Raw genomic sequence first — 15505 nt, forward strand, 5'->3', positions numbered from 1 at the left:
GAAAAGAGATTTGTTTGGAATAGAGATTATTAGAAATATTTGGAAAGGTTTTTTAACGGAGTATTTCGCCCAGTTCTTTCAAAAACTCTGGGTAATTTACTAAATCATCGTGAGTTCCGCCATCAATTTCAATAAACTTTTTTGTAATTTCTGGCCTAGACTTTTTAAATAGGTCGAACAGCTTTTTACCAGATTTTAGAGGAACTACAGTGTCTTTCGTGCCGTGAAAATGATAGAGCGGAACAGAAATATTCCTGATATTTTCATTTGATAAAAAGTGATAAGTCATAGTAGGTGCGACGCGATCGGTTACTTTTTTGGGCAGCCATCGGTTTACAATATCCTGTAAATTATAGAAAGTCGCTTCGAGTAGTACTGCTTTTGGATTGTTGTCACCTGCTACTTTCACAGCAAAGGAACCGCCAAGACTTCTTCCGTAGACTACCGTGTTTTCTTCCCCATATTTTTCTTTTGCAAAATTGTAGAAATATTGCGCATCAGAATAGAGAAATTCCTCATTTCTTGGGCCAGAACTTTTACCATAACCTCTGTAATCCATGACCAAAACATCATATTCAAATTGGGTATATTCATTGGCTATTTTTCCCCACCGATGTAAATTATCAGCATTACCATGGAAATATAAAATAACTCCCTTTGGTTTTTTAATTTTGAAATGAAGTACATTAATTTTTCCGTCAAATGGGGTATCCCACAAATATTCTTCAAAATCCTGCTCAAAATCAAATGTGTGATCTGTGGGCAAAAGTACGGGTAAAAAGACGACTTTTTCCTGAAAATATTGAAGTAGTTTTCCCATTAAGTTCTAGATGGTGGAGTATTTCTGGAAATTAAAATTTGAGAAACACGTTGCCTGTCTTTGCTAATAATCTCTAAATCGAGATCTTCAATCTTTATTGTACTCCCGATTTCGGTAGAGCCGCCGTGTTCGCTAAGAAAAAATCCGACGAGTGTGGTGTAATTATCTTTGTTATCAAACTCGTAGTCGAGCTTAAAATACTTGATGAATTCAACGATAGGAAACTGTGCATCAGCGACCCAGGTGTTTTCGGTTTTCTGAACTATTCGGTAATCAAAATTTTCGTTTGTAGCTGTATTTCCTACCAAGGCATCGAGTACATCGTGCATTGTTGCAATTCCCAAAGTATTTCCATATTCATCGATAACGATACCGTGGTGATTTTTTTCTTTTTTAAATATTTCTAATACTTTGTACGCGTAGTAATTTTCATTCAGATAAACGGGTTGGCGCAAAAGTTCTTTTAAATTAAAATTCACCGTATCTTCAATAGGAAAGATATCTTTCATCATCACGACGCCGATAATATCATCTAAATTATTTCCTTTGGTAACAGGATATACATTATGTTTTTCAGTTTTTATTTTTTCTAAAATACTGTTTAAATCCTCTTCGATATTGAAATATGTGATTGCAGTTCTGTGCGTCATTAGCGTATTGATTTTGCGGTCACCGAGTTCAAAAACCCTTTCCACAATACTGTGTTCAATTTGGTCAATTTGCCCTTCCATTGCACTTTCGCGTACGATAGATTTTATTTCTTCTTCCGTAACAATACTATCAGATTTACTATCAATTCCTAATAATTTCAGCAATACATTATTAGAGGTAGTCAGTAATAAAACAAAAGGTGATGTAACTTTCGATAAAATATCCATGGGTTTTGAGAGTATTGTAATAATTCTCTCCGGAAAAGTCATTGCAATTCTCTTCGGTAATAATTCCCCCAATAAAATGGATAAGTAGGTGATAAATATGACTATTCCAACCGTAGCTACTGTTTTCGAATAAGGTTCTATAGCGGCAAACTGGTCCAAAAATCCTTTAAAATCATTAGTAAGAGTATCTCCGGAATACATTCCTAGCAAAATACCGATTAAGGTAATACCGATTTGAACAGTCGACAAAAATTTGGTCGGTTTTTCGGATAATTCTAATGCTTTCTTTGCGCCAGCACTGCCTTTTCTTTCTGCACTTTCCAGTTTAAATTTTCGAGAGGAAACGAGGGACATTTCCGACATTGCAAACACTCCGTTAAGTAGGATGAGTAAAATGATGATGAGTAATTCCATTAAATTCTTTAATTAATGCAAAGATAATTTTTTTGAATTTATCTTTATTTGCGATGAGAATAGCCCAAGCTTGTTTTTTCAGCATCAATAAAAACTTTACGTTCATCGAAAATTTCTTCCATCACACGATGATATTCTTCAAACTGATGGATATTGATATGTCCGGCGCGCAAAATGACGTACAAGCGCGAAAGTTTTGGATTAATTTCTGAAAGATCAATGGCGGTGTTAATGGGAACCAGTCGGTCATCGCTGCCGTGAATGATTTTAATTGGACACCGAACGTTTTTCAGATATTGAAAAGTAGGAATATTGTAGCGCAGAAAAGGTTTAGCGGGCATAAAAGGTAAATATCGATGAATAGTGCGCAACAGGGAATAAAGTGGTGAAGTTAGAATTAATAAACGCGGATTGTTTTTCGAGGCCAGTCTCGCGGCAAAACCCGAACCTAAAGATCGACCGTACAGAACGATTTTATTTTCGCTAAATTCTTCTTTGGCAATGTCATATATAAACTGAGAATCACGTTTCATGGCTTCTACTGTGCGTTTACCGGTACTTTTCCCAAACCCACGATAATCCATCATAATCACTTCGTAACCAAGTCTGGTGAAATCAATGGCAAATTTTCCCCAACCTTTTATACTTTTTGTATTTCCTTTCAGGTAAATAACTACACCTTTCGGCTCATCAACCTGAAAATGAAGATAACTGATTTTTGCGCCAGGTTCTGGTTCTACGAACTTTTCGTCAGCTTTTAAATGATCGTAGGCAAATTTGAAATCAGGTGGAAGTTTTTCAGGCTGAAAAAAAAAGCGGTGCTGAAAAAAATAGATCAGTAACCCAATGACCAGAATGATCACCAGAATGATGGTGCCTACAAGATAGAAATCTACTTTTAACATTACATAAATGTAGATAAATTTTCTAGTATTAAATGGGATAAATAATGAAAATAAATTTATAGGAAATTTTTAAAGACTAACCATTTCGCCTGATAAAAGTCGGTGATCTGATTTTTCTGACGAAGTTTTAATGTTTGGGGAACTTGACCATAAAAAGAAAAGTGCGCTCGGATCACCGCCCAGAAATGCGGAAATCCATCTTTAAAACCAAAATAAAATCCTGCAAAACCGTCTAATATAAATCGGAAAAAAATAAGCCAAATCACTTTCGGAAATGGTAGATTTTTCAAAAGCATCGATAGATTGTTGCGAATATTGAGAAATGTTTTTTGGGGGCTTTGTTTATTTAGCGTTCCACCACCAACGTGAAATACACTTGATTTTCCTGTATAAAATATTTTTTTACCAGAATTCTTTAATCGCCAACACAAATCAATTTCTTCCTGATGAGCAAAGAACCGTTCATCGAAACCATTTTGAGCCCAAAAATCTTTTGATCTTATAAAAAAACAACACCCAGAAGCCCAGAAAATTTCACTTTCATCATCGTATTGACCGTGGTCATCTTCTATGTTTTCAAAAACACGTCCTCTACAAAAAGGAAATCCCAAATTATCAATCATTCCGCCTGCTGCGCCCGCAAACTCGAAATAATTACGTTTGTTATAATCTAAAATTTTTGGCTGAATTGCAGCGATGCGGTCATCTTTCCTAAATAATTCTAAGACAGGTTGTAGCCAGTTTTCGGTTACTTCAACATCAGAATTGAGGAGACAGTAGAATTCGTGGTCAATTTTCTTTAAACCTTCATTATATCCTCCCGCAAAACCGCGGTTATTTTCATTGATAATAATTTTGACTGTCGGAAAATTATGCTGCAGAAAAGAGACTGAATCGTCTGTAGAATTATTATCGATTACGAATAAATCTGCACCTTTGGAGTACTGAATAACATTGGGAAGAAATTTTTCTAACCAAGACCTCCCATTCCAGTTTAAAATGACAATTGCTAAATTCAATTTTTAAAATTTTAATTCTGAAAATCAGATTTTACTTTCCATTACTTTAATTGCGTGCTGATATTTCCAGCGGCGGTGAGACCAAAGATAATTGTCAGGTCTTTTTTGAATCGTATTTTCCAGTAACTGATAGAATTTTTTCACCACTTCATGCTCCACAAATTTCTCTTTTTCAGGATTAATTCGATGATAATTTATTTGATAGTAGCCGCGCTTCACTTTTTTCATTTCGCAGAATACAAATGCTAAATCCATTCTTGTGGAAAGCTTGTCGTAACCAACAAAAGCGGGTGTTTTTTGGTTCAGAAAGTTCAGGCCATACGTCACTTCGGAAACATGTGGAGTCTGATCGGCAACGAACATGTAAATTGAATTTCCATCATTGGGGTTTCGGAAAATATGTCTGATAACTTCTTTGGCTTCTAAGGCATTGTTTCCGAATCGGTTTCTAAGCCCTTTAATTCGATCTTCCCAGAAACCGTTCTGCACTTTACGGTATACGGGAAAGCTGTTTTTTTGCGGGACTAACATTGCGAGAGTATTGTACCATTCCCAGTTAAAAATATGGCCCGCAAGTAAGATTACATTTTTGTTTTCTTGCTTTGCTTCATGAAAAACATCTTGATTTAGATGCTGTACGCGTACACGAAGTTCTGTGGAAGAAATGGTGAAAGATCTAAAAGTTTCTACTATGTAATCACAGAAGTTGATATAAAATTTTTTCTCAATTTTTTTTATTTCTTCTGCCGTCTTTGTAGGGAAGGAATTTTGAAGATTTTCCAGAACTACTTTCCTTCGATAACCTATGATATGATAGCTGAAAAGAAATATTACATCTGAAAAACCGTACAAGATGCGCAGCGGCAATCTGGAAAATAGTAAAATTATTTGGAATAGAAACTTCATAGTTTAATGCAAATTTAATGATAATTAAGTTTATGCTTCAGTCAAATTTCGTTATTTTGCAAAGATTAATAAATCCTTTACTCATGATAAAACAAACTTTATGTAGTCTTTTAATTTCAGGACTTTTAATTTCTGGAGTTTCGTGCTCTCAAAAAAATGAAAATGTTTCTGTAACTGAAACTTCAGTTGATTCTACTGCAGCACCTGTTGATAGTCTTGCGATGAAGGAAGCGAAGAAGAAAGCAGCAGCAGCGGAAATTGCAAAACTTCCGAAACCTTATAATGATAAAGAGGATGCAGAAGCTAAAATTGCGGAACTCGTAAAACAAGCAAAGGTTGAAAATAAAAATGTGATGATTCAGGCTGGTGGAAACTGGTGCATCTGGTGTTTAAGATTTAATAATTACGTGCAGACCACGCCAGAACTAAAACAAATCGTTGACAAAAATTATATCTACTATCATTTAAATTATTCGCCAGAAAATAAAAATGAAAAAGTATTTGCAAAGTATGATAATCCAGGTGAAAAATTTGGATATCCGGTTTTTGTAGTTCTTGATCAAAATGGCAAAATGATTCATACCCAAGACAGTGCGGTACTTGAAGATGGGAAAGGCTACAGCTTAGAAAAGGTAAAAGCATTTTTCGCCGATTGGGCGCCAAAATCTTAAAATAAAAAAAGTCTCGTCAAATGGCGAGACTCTTTTTTTTACAAAAGTTTTTTGATCCAGGTTAGTTTTTTTTCGGTATAGGGCGGATATTTTAAATCGGGTTCTCCCCATGTTGCACGATCTAAAACTGCTTTCTTATGGGAAAATGCCTCGAATCCATATTTACCGTGGTAGTTTCCGATTCCAGAATTTCCTACACCTCCGAAGGGTAAATAATCATTACTCAGATGCATCACCACATCATTGATACAACCACCACCGAAAGATATTTTGGATATAAATTCCTCTTTTTCTTCCGATTTATCAGTAAATAAATAAGCAGAAAGTGGTTTTTCATACGCCGCGATTTGTCGCAAAGCTTCATTAAAACTTTTAAAAGTCAATACGGGTAAAATAGGACCGAAAATTTCTTCCTGCATGACCGCATCATCCCACGTTACATTTTGCAGGATTGTAGGTTCAATATATCTCTTGGCAGCATCAGTTTTTCCACCCATGAAAATCTTTTCCTGATTGATTAATTTCACTAAACGCTCAAAATTTTTATCATTAATTATTTGAGTATAATGTTCTGAATCCGGTTGATAATTAAATTTTTCGATGTACGATTTTAGCGAATCCAAAAAGCTGTCTTTTACTTTTTCATCCACCAAAATATAATCTGGGGCGACACAAGTTTGCCCCGCGTTTAAAAATTTTCCCCACACAATTCTCTTGGCGGCAACTTCAAAATCAGCAGAAGAAGTAACAATTGCAGGACTTTTTCCTCCCAATTCCAGAGTTACTGGTGTCAAATGTTTCGCTGCAGCTTCGTACACAATTTGGCCAACTCGCGGACTTCCTGTAAAAAATATCTTGTCGAATTTTAGTTTTAATATTTCTGTCGTTTCTTCTACACCTCCTTCAGCTACAAATAAATATTCTTTCGGAAAGTTTTCATTGATGATTTTTGCCATGGCTTTCATTGAATTTTCAGCAATTTCACTTGGCTTTAAAATACAGGTATTGCCAGCAGCCAAAGCCCCAACCATCGGCGAAAGTGAAAGTTGGTATGGGTAATTCCATGCTCCAATAACCAAAGTACAGCCCAGCGGTTCAGGATAAACTTTACTGGATCCAAATTGGTTGGCAAGATTTGTTCTTACACTTTTCGGTTTTGATAAAGATGTTACATTATTCAAAAAATAGTCAATATCTTTTATCACGAATGAAATCTCGGTTGTTAAAGTATCGAATTTCGATTTTCCAAAATCGGCATAAATCGCGTCGTACAACAATCCTTCATTTTTCACTAATAAATCTTTGAGTTTTTCCAGATACATTTTTCGAAATTTCAAACTTTTCGTTTTCTGGCTATTAAAAAATTCCTTCTGTTCTTCTAATATTTCTTTAAAAATCATTACTTTTAGTTATTAAATTGGTGGGTATAATATGCATTACATTACGAAACTTGCAGGTTATCTGCTAAATTGTCTTGTAAGTTTTAATCCAAACAAATTTAACTTAAAAATAATTGACATCTTTACAAAATGGATTTTAAAAATAAAATTGTACTCGTTACGGGAGGTTGTTCTGGAATTGGAAAAATTATGAGTCGTAAATCTCTGGAACGAGGTTGCTCTAAATTAATCATTTGGGATATCAATGAAGAAGGTTTGACTCAGACTAAAGAAGAATTTTCAAAATTAGGTGGTGAAATTTTTACTTATAAAATTGATCTTTCAAGTTTAGATGATATTAAAGTTAATGCACAACGTGTTAGAACTGACGTTGGTTCTGTTGATATCCTTATCAATAATGCCGGAATTGTAGTGGGCAAATATTTTCACGAGCATACGCATGAGCAGATTCAAAAAAGTATGGCGATTAATGCAAATGCTTTAATGCATACGACTTTGGAATTTCTTCCAGGAATGATTGCGAAAAATTCTGGTGCGATTTGCAACATCGCCTCTTCTGCGGGTTTAATTTCAAATCCTAAAATGTCGGTATATGCTTCTTCAAAATGGGCCGCAATTGGTTGGGGTGATAGTGTACGTTTGGAAATGGCCCAATTAAAGAAAAATATTTCGGTCACGACCATAATGCCTTTCTTCATTAACACAGGAATGTTTGATGGTGTGAAATCTAAAGTTTTGCCAATTTTAGAACCTGAAAAATCGTCAGAAAGAATTATTTCCGCTATCGAAAAGGAAACAAAAATGTTGGCAATGCCGCTCCCATATTGGTTTATCCGTTTTTCGCAAGGTATTTTGCCAATCCCTGCTTTTGATTGGGTAATGGAAAATGTATTCGGAATATATGACACCATGAAGGAGTTTACTGGCCGGAAATAAATTTTAAGGCTCGGAATTTTTCCTTAAATTTGTGCAAGTAAAAAGTAAAAAGAAAGAATGAATTCCTACAAAAATCCTCTTGAAGAACGCTATTCAAGTGAGGAAATGCTTTATAATTTCTCTCCCAATAATAAGTTTCGAAACTGGCGAAAGTTGTGGATTGCCTTAGCCGAAATTGAAAAAGATTTAGGTCTTGATATTTCTGACGAGCAAATTGCACAGTTGAAAGAAAATTCGGAAGAAATAGATTACGATAAAGCAGCAGAGTATGAAAAAAAATTCCGTCACGACGTGATGGCGCATGTTCACACGTATGGCGACGCTGCTCCTTTGGCAAAAGGAATCATTCATCTTGGAGCCACTTCGGCTTTTGTTGGCGATAATACCGACTTGATTCAAATGCGCGACGGTCTTCTGTTGATCAGAAAACAATTGGTCAATGTGATGAAAAATCTGGCTGATTTCGCTCTTCAATACAATGATTTGCCAACTTTAGGTTTTACGCATTATCAACCTGCACAATTAACAACTGTTGGAAAACGGGCCACTTTATGGTTGCAGTCTTTGGTTTTAGATTTTGAAGAATTAGAATTTTTCATTCAAACTTTGAGATTTAGAGGCGTGAAAGGAACAACCGGAACTGCCGCAAGTTTTTTAGAGTTATTTGATGGTGATTATACGAAAGTAAAACATTTGGATAAAGAACTTTCAAAACGTTTTGGTTTTGATAAAGTCTTTGGTGTTTCCGGACAAACTTACGATCGTAAAATTGATGCGAAAGTCGTTGCATTGCTTTCTAATATTGCACAGTCTGCTCATAAATTTTCAAATGACTTAAGACTTTTACAGAATTTAAAAGAAATTGAAGAACCTTTCGAGAAAAATCAGATTGGTTCATCTGCGATGGCTTACAAACGAAATCCAATGCGTTCAGAAAGAATCGGAGCCTTGGCAAAATTCGTGATGTCATTGTCTACAAGTTCCGCAATGGTGGCTTCTACACAATGGTTTGAAAGAACTTTGGATGATTCTGCTAATAAAAGATTAACTATTCCACAATCTTTTCTAGCCGTCGATGCAATTCTATTAATTTGGAATAATATCATGAACGGAATCGTGGTTTACGAAAATAGAATTCAGAAGCATATTATGGATGAACTTCCATTTATGGCGACCGAATATATCATTATGGAAGAAGTGAAATCTGGCGGTGACCGTCAGGAAATTCATGAGACCATCCGCATTCATTCTATGGAAGCGAGTAAAAAGGTAAAAGAAGAAGGCAAAGAAAATGATTTGATCGCTAGGATCATGAACGACACTTCAATGAAAATGGATAAATCTAAATTAAGAGAAGTCCTCGACCCAAAAAACTTCATTGGATTCGCGCCAATTCAAACTGAAGAGTTTATCGAAAATGAGGTAAATCCAATTCTGCAAAAGTATGCCGACTTAATCGGGTTAAAAGCCGACCTTAAAGTTTAAATTTTTAATGCAGTCTTTTTGGCTGCATTTTTTTTAGTGATTTTTCCCAATAATTTCATATTGACAAAGTCCCAGCGGGACGCTTTACTAAAGAATAGGATAAAATCCTATTTATAAAAATTAAAAATGAAAAAAAGAATCTTCGTAGAAAAAAAAGGAATTTTCGATGTTGAAAGTCCCAAAGTTTTTGATGAAATAAAAAATATCGTTCCGACCATTAAAGATGTAAAAGTTTATAATGTGTACGATGTTTTCGGTGTTAATGATGATGAATTTTCAAAAGTCATCAACAGTACTTTCGTAGATCCGGTGACCGATATTTTGCATGAAGAGAATCCGGCAAAAAGCACTCATTTCGCGACCGAATATTTACCGGGACAATACGATCAGCGTGCAGATTCAGCACAACAGTGTATTGCGTTATTGACTGAAAATGAGAACGGTAAAGTAAGAAGTGGAAAACTCATCGAATTATTCGGAGTTTCTGAATCTGATGTAGAAGTCATTAAAAATCATTTAATTAATAAAGTTGAATCTCAGGTTAAAGATTTATCGAAGTTAGAAATCCCAGCGGAAGAAACGCCTGATCCGGTTATTATTCATGAAGGTTTCACTGATTTTTCTACTGAAGAATTAAAAGCGTTTTACGACAACCATGGTTTTGCTTTAGATATTGATGATTTAGAATTTATTCAAAATTATTTTAAAACTGAAAACAGAAATCCAACCGAAACAGAACTTAAAGTTCTGGATACTTATTGGAGCGACCATTGCCGACATACCACTTTTGAAACTGAATTGACTGATATTCAGTTTAATGATTCTTTTAAATCAACTTTAGAAACGATATTTAATGATTATTTAGACAAGAGAAAATTCTTGGGCCGAGAATCGAAACCAGTTTCTTTGATGGATTTGGCGACGGTTTGTGCAAGATATTTTCATAAGACTGGTAAACTGGAAAACCTTGTGGTTTCAGATGAAATAAATGCCTGTACGATTGAGATAGAAGCAGAATTCGACGGTAAGAAAGAACCATGGTACTTGTTATTTAAAAATGAAACCCATAATCACCCAACCGAAATTGAACCTTTCGGTGGTGCCTCAACTTGTTTAGGCGGTGCAATTCGTGATCCTTTGTCTGGTCGTGCTTTCGTCTATCAGGCGATGCGTTTGTCCGGAGCGGCAAATGTTTTAGAGCCTATTTCTGAAACATTAGCAGGTAAACTTCCACAAAGAACAATTACGAAGCAAGCCGCAAATGGTTATTCATCTTATGGAAATCAAATTGGTTTAGCCACAACTTCAGTCAATGAAATTTACCACGATGGCTACAAAGCAAAACGAATGGAAGTTGGTTTTGTCGTTGGAGCCGTTAAAAAAGATTGGGTGAAAAGAGAGCAACCTCAAAATGGTGATCTCGTCATTTTATTAGGTGGCGCAACTGGTAGAGATGGAGTAGGCGGTGCAAGTGGAAGTTCGAAAGTGCAGGATGAAACCTCGATTCACACGTTGTCAACCGAAGTTCAGAAAGGAAATGCAGTGGAAGAACGTAAAATTCAAAGACTCTTTAGAAATCCGGAAGTAACGACTTTAATTAAAAAATCAAACGATTTTGGTGCGGGCGGAGTTTCGGTTGCAATTGGCGAAATTGCTGATTCACTGGAAATTAACCTAGACATCTTGCCTTTAAAATATGAAGGCTTGAATGGAACTGAACTGGCAATTTCTGAATCACAGGAAAGAATGGCAGTTGTTATTGAAGCGAAAGACAAAGAAAAATTCATCACATTCTGTGAAAAGGAAAATATAAAAGCCGTAGAAGTTGCGAAAGTAACCGATTCGGGCAGAATGCAAATGTTCTGGCAGGGAAATAAAATCGTTGATTTAAGCCGAGCGTTTTTAGATACGAATGGTCGTGCGAAAACCCAGCATGCTGAAGTTTCACACTTGCAACCAATTGAAAATGAGATTATAAAGTTTAATGAAGAGAGTTTCTTCAAAATACTTTCTGATAAAAATGTTGCTTCCCAAAAAGGTTTGGCAGAAATGTTCGATGCATCTGTAGGCGGAACCTCAGTAGCAATGCCATTTGGCGGAAAACATCAGTTAACTGAAATGGAAGGAAGTGTTCAAACCTTGCCAATTTTAAATGCTAAAAACATCGAAACGGTTTCTTTGGCAAGTTGGGGATTTGATGCTGATATATCGTCTCAAAACTCTTTGGTTGGCGCTGCTAATGCCGTAGTTGAAAGTGTGGCTAAGATTGTTGCCATGGGCGGTGATTATAAAAACATCCGTTTGAGTTTCCAAGAGTATTTTGAGAAGTTAGGAAATCAGCCGGAGAAGTGGGGGAAACCGTTGGCTTCTTTGCTTGGAGCGTATGATGCGCAGATGAATTTCGAATTGGCTGCGATTGGTGGTAAGGATTCCATGAGTGGAAGTTTCCAGGATATTCACGTTCCACCGACCTTGATTTCTTTTGCTTGTGCGAACGGAGAAAAGAAACATATCATTTCACCGGAGTTCAAAAAAGCCGGAAATAAACTATACTTATTTAACTATATTTCTCAAGAAAATGGAATGCCGAATTATGGAGATTTGAAACAGATTTTCGAATTTATATTTGAAAATATCAAGTCGAAAAAGATTGTTTCAGTGAAGACGATTAAAGAGGGTGGAATTGCAGTTGCTCTTGCGAAAATGAGTTTTGGTAATCATCTTGGAGCAGAAATTAAAGTAGATGAAGATTTACTATTAACAAAGAATATTGGAAGTTTAATCATAGAAAGTTCAGAGGATTTAGAAAATGATTTACTTCAAGTTATTGGTGAAGTCTCAAATTTTAATAAACTGAAAATCAGAAGTTTTGAATTTAATATTGAAAAATTACTTGAAGTATGGAAAGGAACTTTCGAAGAACTTTTTGCGACGAAAGAAAAACATAAAATGGTTGTTGAAATTGATTCAAAATTGAATTCAATTCAGCCGAGAACGATTCATATTTTAAAACATCAATTGGCAAGACCGAAAGTTTTTGCACCGGTTTTTCCGGGAACAAATTGTGAATATGAAACTCAGAATGCCTTTAGAAAAGAAGGTGCTGAAGTTTCAGGATTGCCACTAATTAATCTCAATCATCAACTTTTAAATGAAAGTTTAGATGCCTGGATTTCGGAAATTAATCAGTCTCAAATTTTAGTTTTATCGGGTGGTTTTTCTGCCGGAGATGAACCCGATGGTTCTGCGAAATTCATCGTCAATGTTTTGAAAAACGAGAAGATGAAAAATGCAGTTCATCAACTATTGGAACGGGACGGAATGATACTCGGAATTTGTAACGGTTTCCAGGCCTTGGTAAAATCTGGATTGTTGCCTTATGGTGAGATTCGGGATTTAAATGCAGATTCGCCGACTTTAGCACATAACGCAATTGGACGCCATATTTCTCAAATGGTTGATGTGAAAGTCATCAATGACGATTCACCTTGGTTAAAAGGAATGAAAGATCAGGTCTTCACAATTCCAATTTCACACGGTGAAGGACGTTTTATGGCTTCGGAAAAGTTGATTCAGGAATTGTACGAAAACGGTCAGATTGCAACGCAATATATCGATCATGATGGAAACATTGCACACGGAATGCCGTTCAATCCAAATAACTCACTGTTCGGAATTGAAGGAATCACTTCAAAATCTGGAAAAATATTTGGAAGAATGGGCCATCCGGAAAGATATGCCGAAGGGTTGATGAAGAATATTCCAACAGCGAATTATCATAATATCTTTAAAAACGGAGTTGAGTATTTTAAATAATATCAATTATAATTTAAAGAAACAAAAGATTTAATTATAAGTCATTTCGCTTATATTGAGCAAATATTAGTAAAATGACTTATATTTTAGTTTAAATTTTAACAAAACATTATAAGGTGTTTGCCTTATATTTTTAATTTATAAGTATTATTGCTTATATTTGCAACATGATTGCGATTATCACTGGAGATATTATTAATTCTCAAAAATCTGATGTTGAAACATGGCTTCCAAAATTGAAAGATTTAATGGGAACGTGGTCAACAACCCCCCAAAATTGGGAAGTATACCGAGGCGATGAGTTTCAATTAAAATGCAGTGTAGATCAGGTGTTCCACAGAGCACTTCTTTTAAAATCGCTCATAAGAAGTTTTGAAAATTTGGACGTTCGTCTTGCCATCGGGATTGGAAATGAAGTTTTTCAATCTGAAAAAATTACCGAATCAAACGGTTCTGCTTACGTGAATTCAGGAAGATTATTGACCGACATCAAATCTCAGGGAAGAACATTGGCCATACAAACGGAAAATGAAAAAGTAAACAGAGATCTGAATATCCTTTTCAAATGGGCTTCCATTGATTTTGATAACTGGACCGTTGCAACCGCAGAAATAATTCATCAGTTATTATGCAATTCAGAATTAACGCAGGACGACCTTGCAAAAGAATTGAATATCACACAATCATCAGTAAGTCAACGGCTTAAGAGAGCAAACTTCGACTTGATACACGAAACCGATCAGTTTTTCAGAAAAAAAATATCAGAATTATAAATGATTTTTATTCCTCTCATATTGGCACATTTATTAGGAGATTTTATTCTTCAGCCTAATTCCTGGGTGGCTGATAAAGAGAAGAAAAAGGGCGGAAGTATCTATTTATATATTCATATTCTTTTACACACCATTCTCGCTTTTGTATTTTTATGGGATCGTAATTTGTGGTGGATTGCTTTAATAATAGGTGTTACCCATTTTTTAATTGATTGGGCAAAACTTCAATTTCAAACTGCTAAGACGAAAAGAACCTGGTTTTTTATTGATCAAATCGCACATCTTTTAGTAATCGGAGTGATGTCAATTATCTATTTTCCTTTTTTCAGATGGGAAGATTTATTTAATCACAGAACGCTGCAACTCATCACCGCTTTGGTTTTTCTCACGGTTCCATCTTCCATTCTAATAAAAACGGTAATCTCAATCTGGACGCCCGTTACGGTAGAACACAGTAAAATACAGACAGAATCCCTAGTCAATGCGGGAAAATACATTGGAATTCTTGAAAGACTTTTAGTTTTCATCTTTATCCTCGTGAATCATTGGGAAGGCGTGGGATTTATGATTGCCGCAAAATCAGTTTTTCGGTTTAGCGATTTAGCCGAAGCAAAACAGAGAAAGCTGACAGAATATGTCTTGATAGGAACTTTGCTAAGTTTTGGAATCGCGGTTCTAACAGGAATTTTAGTTAAAATATAGAAAGTAAAATTTAATAAAAAATTAAAAATGACAAAAGGAGCAATGCTTTATGAAGGAAAAGCAAAGCAGGTTTTTGAAACCGATAATCCAAATGAAGTGATTGTCCGTTTTAAAGATGATGCAACCGCTTTCAATGCACAGAAAAGAGGTAATGTAGACCTCAAAGGTGAAATGAACAATGCGATTACAACATTGATTTTTGAATATCTGAACAAAAAAGGTATTCCAACCCATTTCATCAAGAAAATAGATGAAAGAGAACAGCTCGTTAAAAAAGTGCGTATTATTCCTTTAGAAATGGTTGTTCGAAACTATTCCGCAGGAAGCATGGCGCAACGCCTGGGTGTGGCTGAAGGAATAAAATCTCCCGTTACAATCTTTGATATTTGTTATAAGAGAGATGATCTTGGAGATCCACTCATCAATGATCATCACGCAGTTTTTCTAGGTGCAGCGACTTATGAAGAACTTGATGCAATGTATGAATTGACCTCAGATATTAATGATATCTTAATTGAACTTTTTGATGAAATGAATATCATATTGGTGGATTTTAAAATTGAACTGGGTAAAGATTCAAACGGCAAAATAATTTTGGCGGATGAGATTTCCCCTGATACCTGCAGACTTTGGGACAAAGACACCATGAAAAAACTCGATAAAGACCGATTCAGACGAGATTTAGGTGAAGTTACCGAAGCATATGTAGAAATTTATGAACGGTTAAAAAAAGTTTTAAACAAATAAAAAACCTTACTCCCTTTCCGTTGGAGAGGGTTG

General features: G+C 35.4%; 13 protein-coding genes. 7 read left to right on the forward strand and 6 right to left on the reverse strand.

The genetic code is table 11. The features are described from left to right. Positions 1-52: 52 nt before the first annotated feature. Genes LC814_RS00725 through LC814_RS00745 form a run of 5 tightly spaced genes read right to left on the reverse strand, consistent with a single transcriptional unit; the run spans position 53 to position 4942 of the window. Positions 53-820 carry an alpha/beta hydrolase gene (locus tag LC814_RS00725; protein WP_226064439.1) on the reverse strand — a complete coding sequence of 256 codons (768 nt, stop codon included), beginning with the start codon at positions 818-820 and terminating at the stop codon, positions 53-55. Continuing rightward, positions 820-2112 carry a hemolysin family protein gene (locus LC814_RS00730; RefSeq protein ID WP_226064440.1) on the reverse strand — a complete coding sequence of 431 codons (1293 nt, stop codon included), beginning with the start codon at positions 2110-2112 and terminating at the stop codon, positions 820-822. Before LC814_RS00730 ends, LC814_RS00725 begins: the two co-directional genes overlap by 1 nt. Positions 2113-2156: 44 nt before the next feature. Continuing rightward, positions 2157-3017, reverse strand: coding sequence for an alpha/beta hydrolase (locus tag LC814_RS00735; RefSeq protein ID WP_226064441.1), 861 nt, complete (start codon positions 3015-3017; stop codon positions 2157-2159). A 56-nt stretch (positions 3018-3073) separates the two neighbouring features. Next, entirely contained in the window at positions 3074-4036 is a 963-nt protein-coding gene (locus LC814_RS00740; protein ID WP_226064442.1) for a glycosyltransferase family 2 protein, read from the reverse strand. A gap of 24 nt (positions 4037-4060) precedes the next feature. After that, the gene (locus LC814_RS00745) at positions 4061-4942 is read right to left on the reverse strand and encodes a lysophospholipid acyltransferase family protein (protein WP_226064443.1); all 882 of its coding nucleotides are present in this window, start codon (positions 4940-4942) and stop codon (positions 4061-4063) included. An 83-nt stretch (positions 4943-5025) separates the two neighbouring features. On the opposite strand from LC814_RS00745, the gene LC814_RS00750 reads away from it, so the two are divergent. Continuing rightward, complete coding sequence (locus LC814_RS00750) at positions 5026-5613, forward strand: thioredoxin family protein (RefSeq protein ID WP_226064444.1); 588 nt, start codon at positions 5026-5028, stop codon at positions 5611-5613. 38 nt (positions 5614-5651) lie between these two features. Here LC814_RS00750 and LC814_RS00755 read toward each other — a convergent pair whose 3' ends face one another. Continuing rightward, positions 5652-7013 carry an aldehyde dehydrogenase gene (locus LC814_RS00755; protein ID WP_226064445.1) on the reverse strand — a complete coding sequence of 454 codons (1362 nt, stop codon included), beginning with the start codon at positions 7011-7013 and terminating at the stop codon, positions 5652-5654. 129 nt (positions 7014-7142) lie between these two features. Between LC814_RS00755 and LC814_RS00760 the strand changes: the two genes are divergently transcribed. The 6 genes from LC814_RS00760 to purC all read left to right on the forward strand — a co-directional run bounded on the left by LC814_RS00760 (position 7143) and on the right by purC (position 15472). Beyond that, positions 7143-7949 carry an SDR family oxidoreductase gene (locus LC814_RS00760; protein ID WP_226064446.1) on the forward strand — a complete coding sequence of 269 codons (807 nt, stop codon included), beginning with the start codon at positions 7143-7145 and terminating at the stop codon, positions 7947-7949. Positions 7950-8006: 57 nt separating this feature from the next. Further along, the gene (purB, locus tag LC814_RS00765; RefSeq protein WP_226064447.1) at positions 8007-9434 is read left to right on the forward strand and encodes an adenylosuccinate lyase; all 1428 of its coding nucleotides are present in this window, start codon (positions 8007-8009) and stop codon (positions 9432-9434) included. A 126-nt stretch (positions 9435-9560) separates the two neighbouring features. Next, a complete protein-coding gene (locus tag LC814_RS00770; protein WP_226064448.1) occupies positions 9561-13250 on the forward strand; it encodes a phosphoribosylformylglycinamidine synthase in 3690 nt (1229 codons plus the stop codon). Positions 13251-13417: 167 nt separating this feature from the next. Then, a complete protein-coding gene (locus tag LC814_RS00775) occupies positions 13418-14023 on the forward strand; it encodes a SatD family protein (RefSeq protein WP_193813265.1) in 606 nt (201 codons plus the stop codon). Continuing rightward, the gene (locus LC814_RS00780; protein WP_226064449.1) at positions 14024-14725 is read left to right on the forward strand and encodes a DUF3307 domain-containing protein; all 702 of its coding nucleotides are present in this window, start codon (positions 14024-14026) and stop codon (positions 14723-14725) included. It begins immediately after the preceding gene. 27 nt (positions 14726-14752) lie between these two features. Then, the gene (purC, locus tag LC814_RS00785) at positions 14753-15472 is read left to right on the forward strand and encodes a phosphoribosylaminoimidazolesuccinocarboxamide synthase (protein ID WP_226064450.1); all 720 of its coding nucleotides are present in this window, start codon (positions 14753-14755) and stop codon (positions 15470-15472) included. Positions 15473-15505: the final 33 nt, after the last annotated feature.

The sequence above is a fragment of the Kaistella polysaccharea genome, assembly GCF_020410745.1.
Lineage (GTDB): Bacteria > Bacteroidota > Bacteroidia > Flavobacteriales > Weeksellaceae > Kaistella > Kaistella polysaccharea.

What these genes read in the sequence shown, in the direction of transcription:
- LC814_RS00725 (WP_226064439.1), bottom strand. Translation starts at nt 820, where the DNA reads ATGGGAAAACTACTTCAATATTTTCAGGAAAAAGTCGTCTTTTTACCC.
- LC814_RS00730 (WP_226064440.1), bottom strand. Translation starts at nt 2,112, where the DNA reads ATGGAATTACTCATCATCATTTTACTCATCCTACTTAACGGAGTGTTT.
- LC814_RS00735 (WP_226064441.1), bottom strand. Translation starts at nt 3,017, where the DNA reads ATGTTAAAAGTAGATTTCTATCTTGTAGGCACCATCATTCTGGTGATC.
- LC814_RS00745 (WP_226064443.1), bottom strand. Translation starts at nt 4,942, where the DNA reads ATGAAGTTTCTATTCCAAATAATTTTACTATTTTCCAGATTGCCGCTG.
- LC814_RS00750 (WP_226064444.1), top strand. Translation starts at nt 5,026, where the DNA reads ATGATAAAACAAACTTTATGTAGTCTTTTAATTTCAGGACTTTTAATT.
- LC814_RS00755 (WP_226064445.1), bottom strand. Translation starts at nt 7,013, where the DNA reads ATGATTTTTAAAGAAATATTAGAAGAACAGAAGGAATTTTTTAATAGC.
- LC814_RS00760 (WP_226064446.1), top strand. Translation starts at nt 7,143, where the DNA reads ATGGATTTTAAAAATAAAATTGTACTCGTTACGGGAGGTTGTTCTGGA.
- purB (WP_226064447.1), top strand. Translation starts at nt 8,007, where the DNA reads ATGAATTCCTACAAAAATCCTCTTGAAGAACGCTATTCAAGTGAGGAA.
- LC814_RS00770 (WP_226064448.1), top strand. Translation starts at nt 9,561, where the DNA reads ATGAAAAAAAGAATCTTCGTAGAAAAAAAAGGAATTTTCGATGTTGAA.
- LC814_RS00775 (WP_193813265.1), top strand. Translation starts at nt 13,418, where the DNA reads ATGATTGCGATTATCACTGGAGATATTATTAATTCTCAAAAATCTGAT.
- LC814_RS00780 (WP_226064449.1), top strand. Translation starts at nt 14,024, where the DNA reads ATGATTTTTATTCCTCTCATATTGGCACATTTATTAGGAGATTTTATT.
- purC (WP_226064450.1), top strand. Translation starts at nt 14,753, where the DNA reads ATGACAAAAGGAGCAATGCTTTATGAAGGAAAAGCAAAGCAGGTTTTT.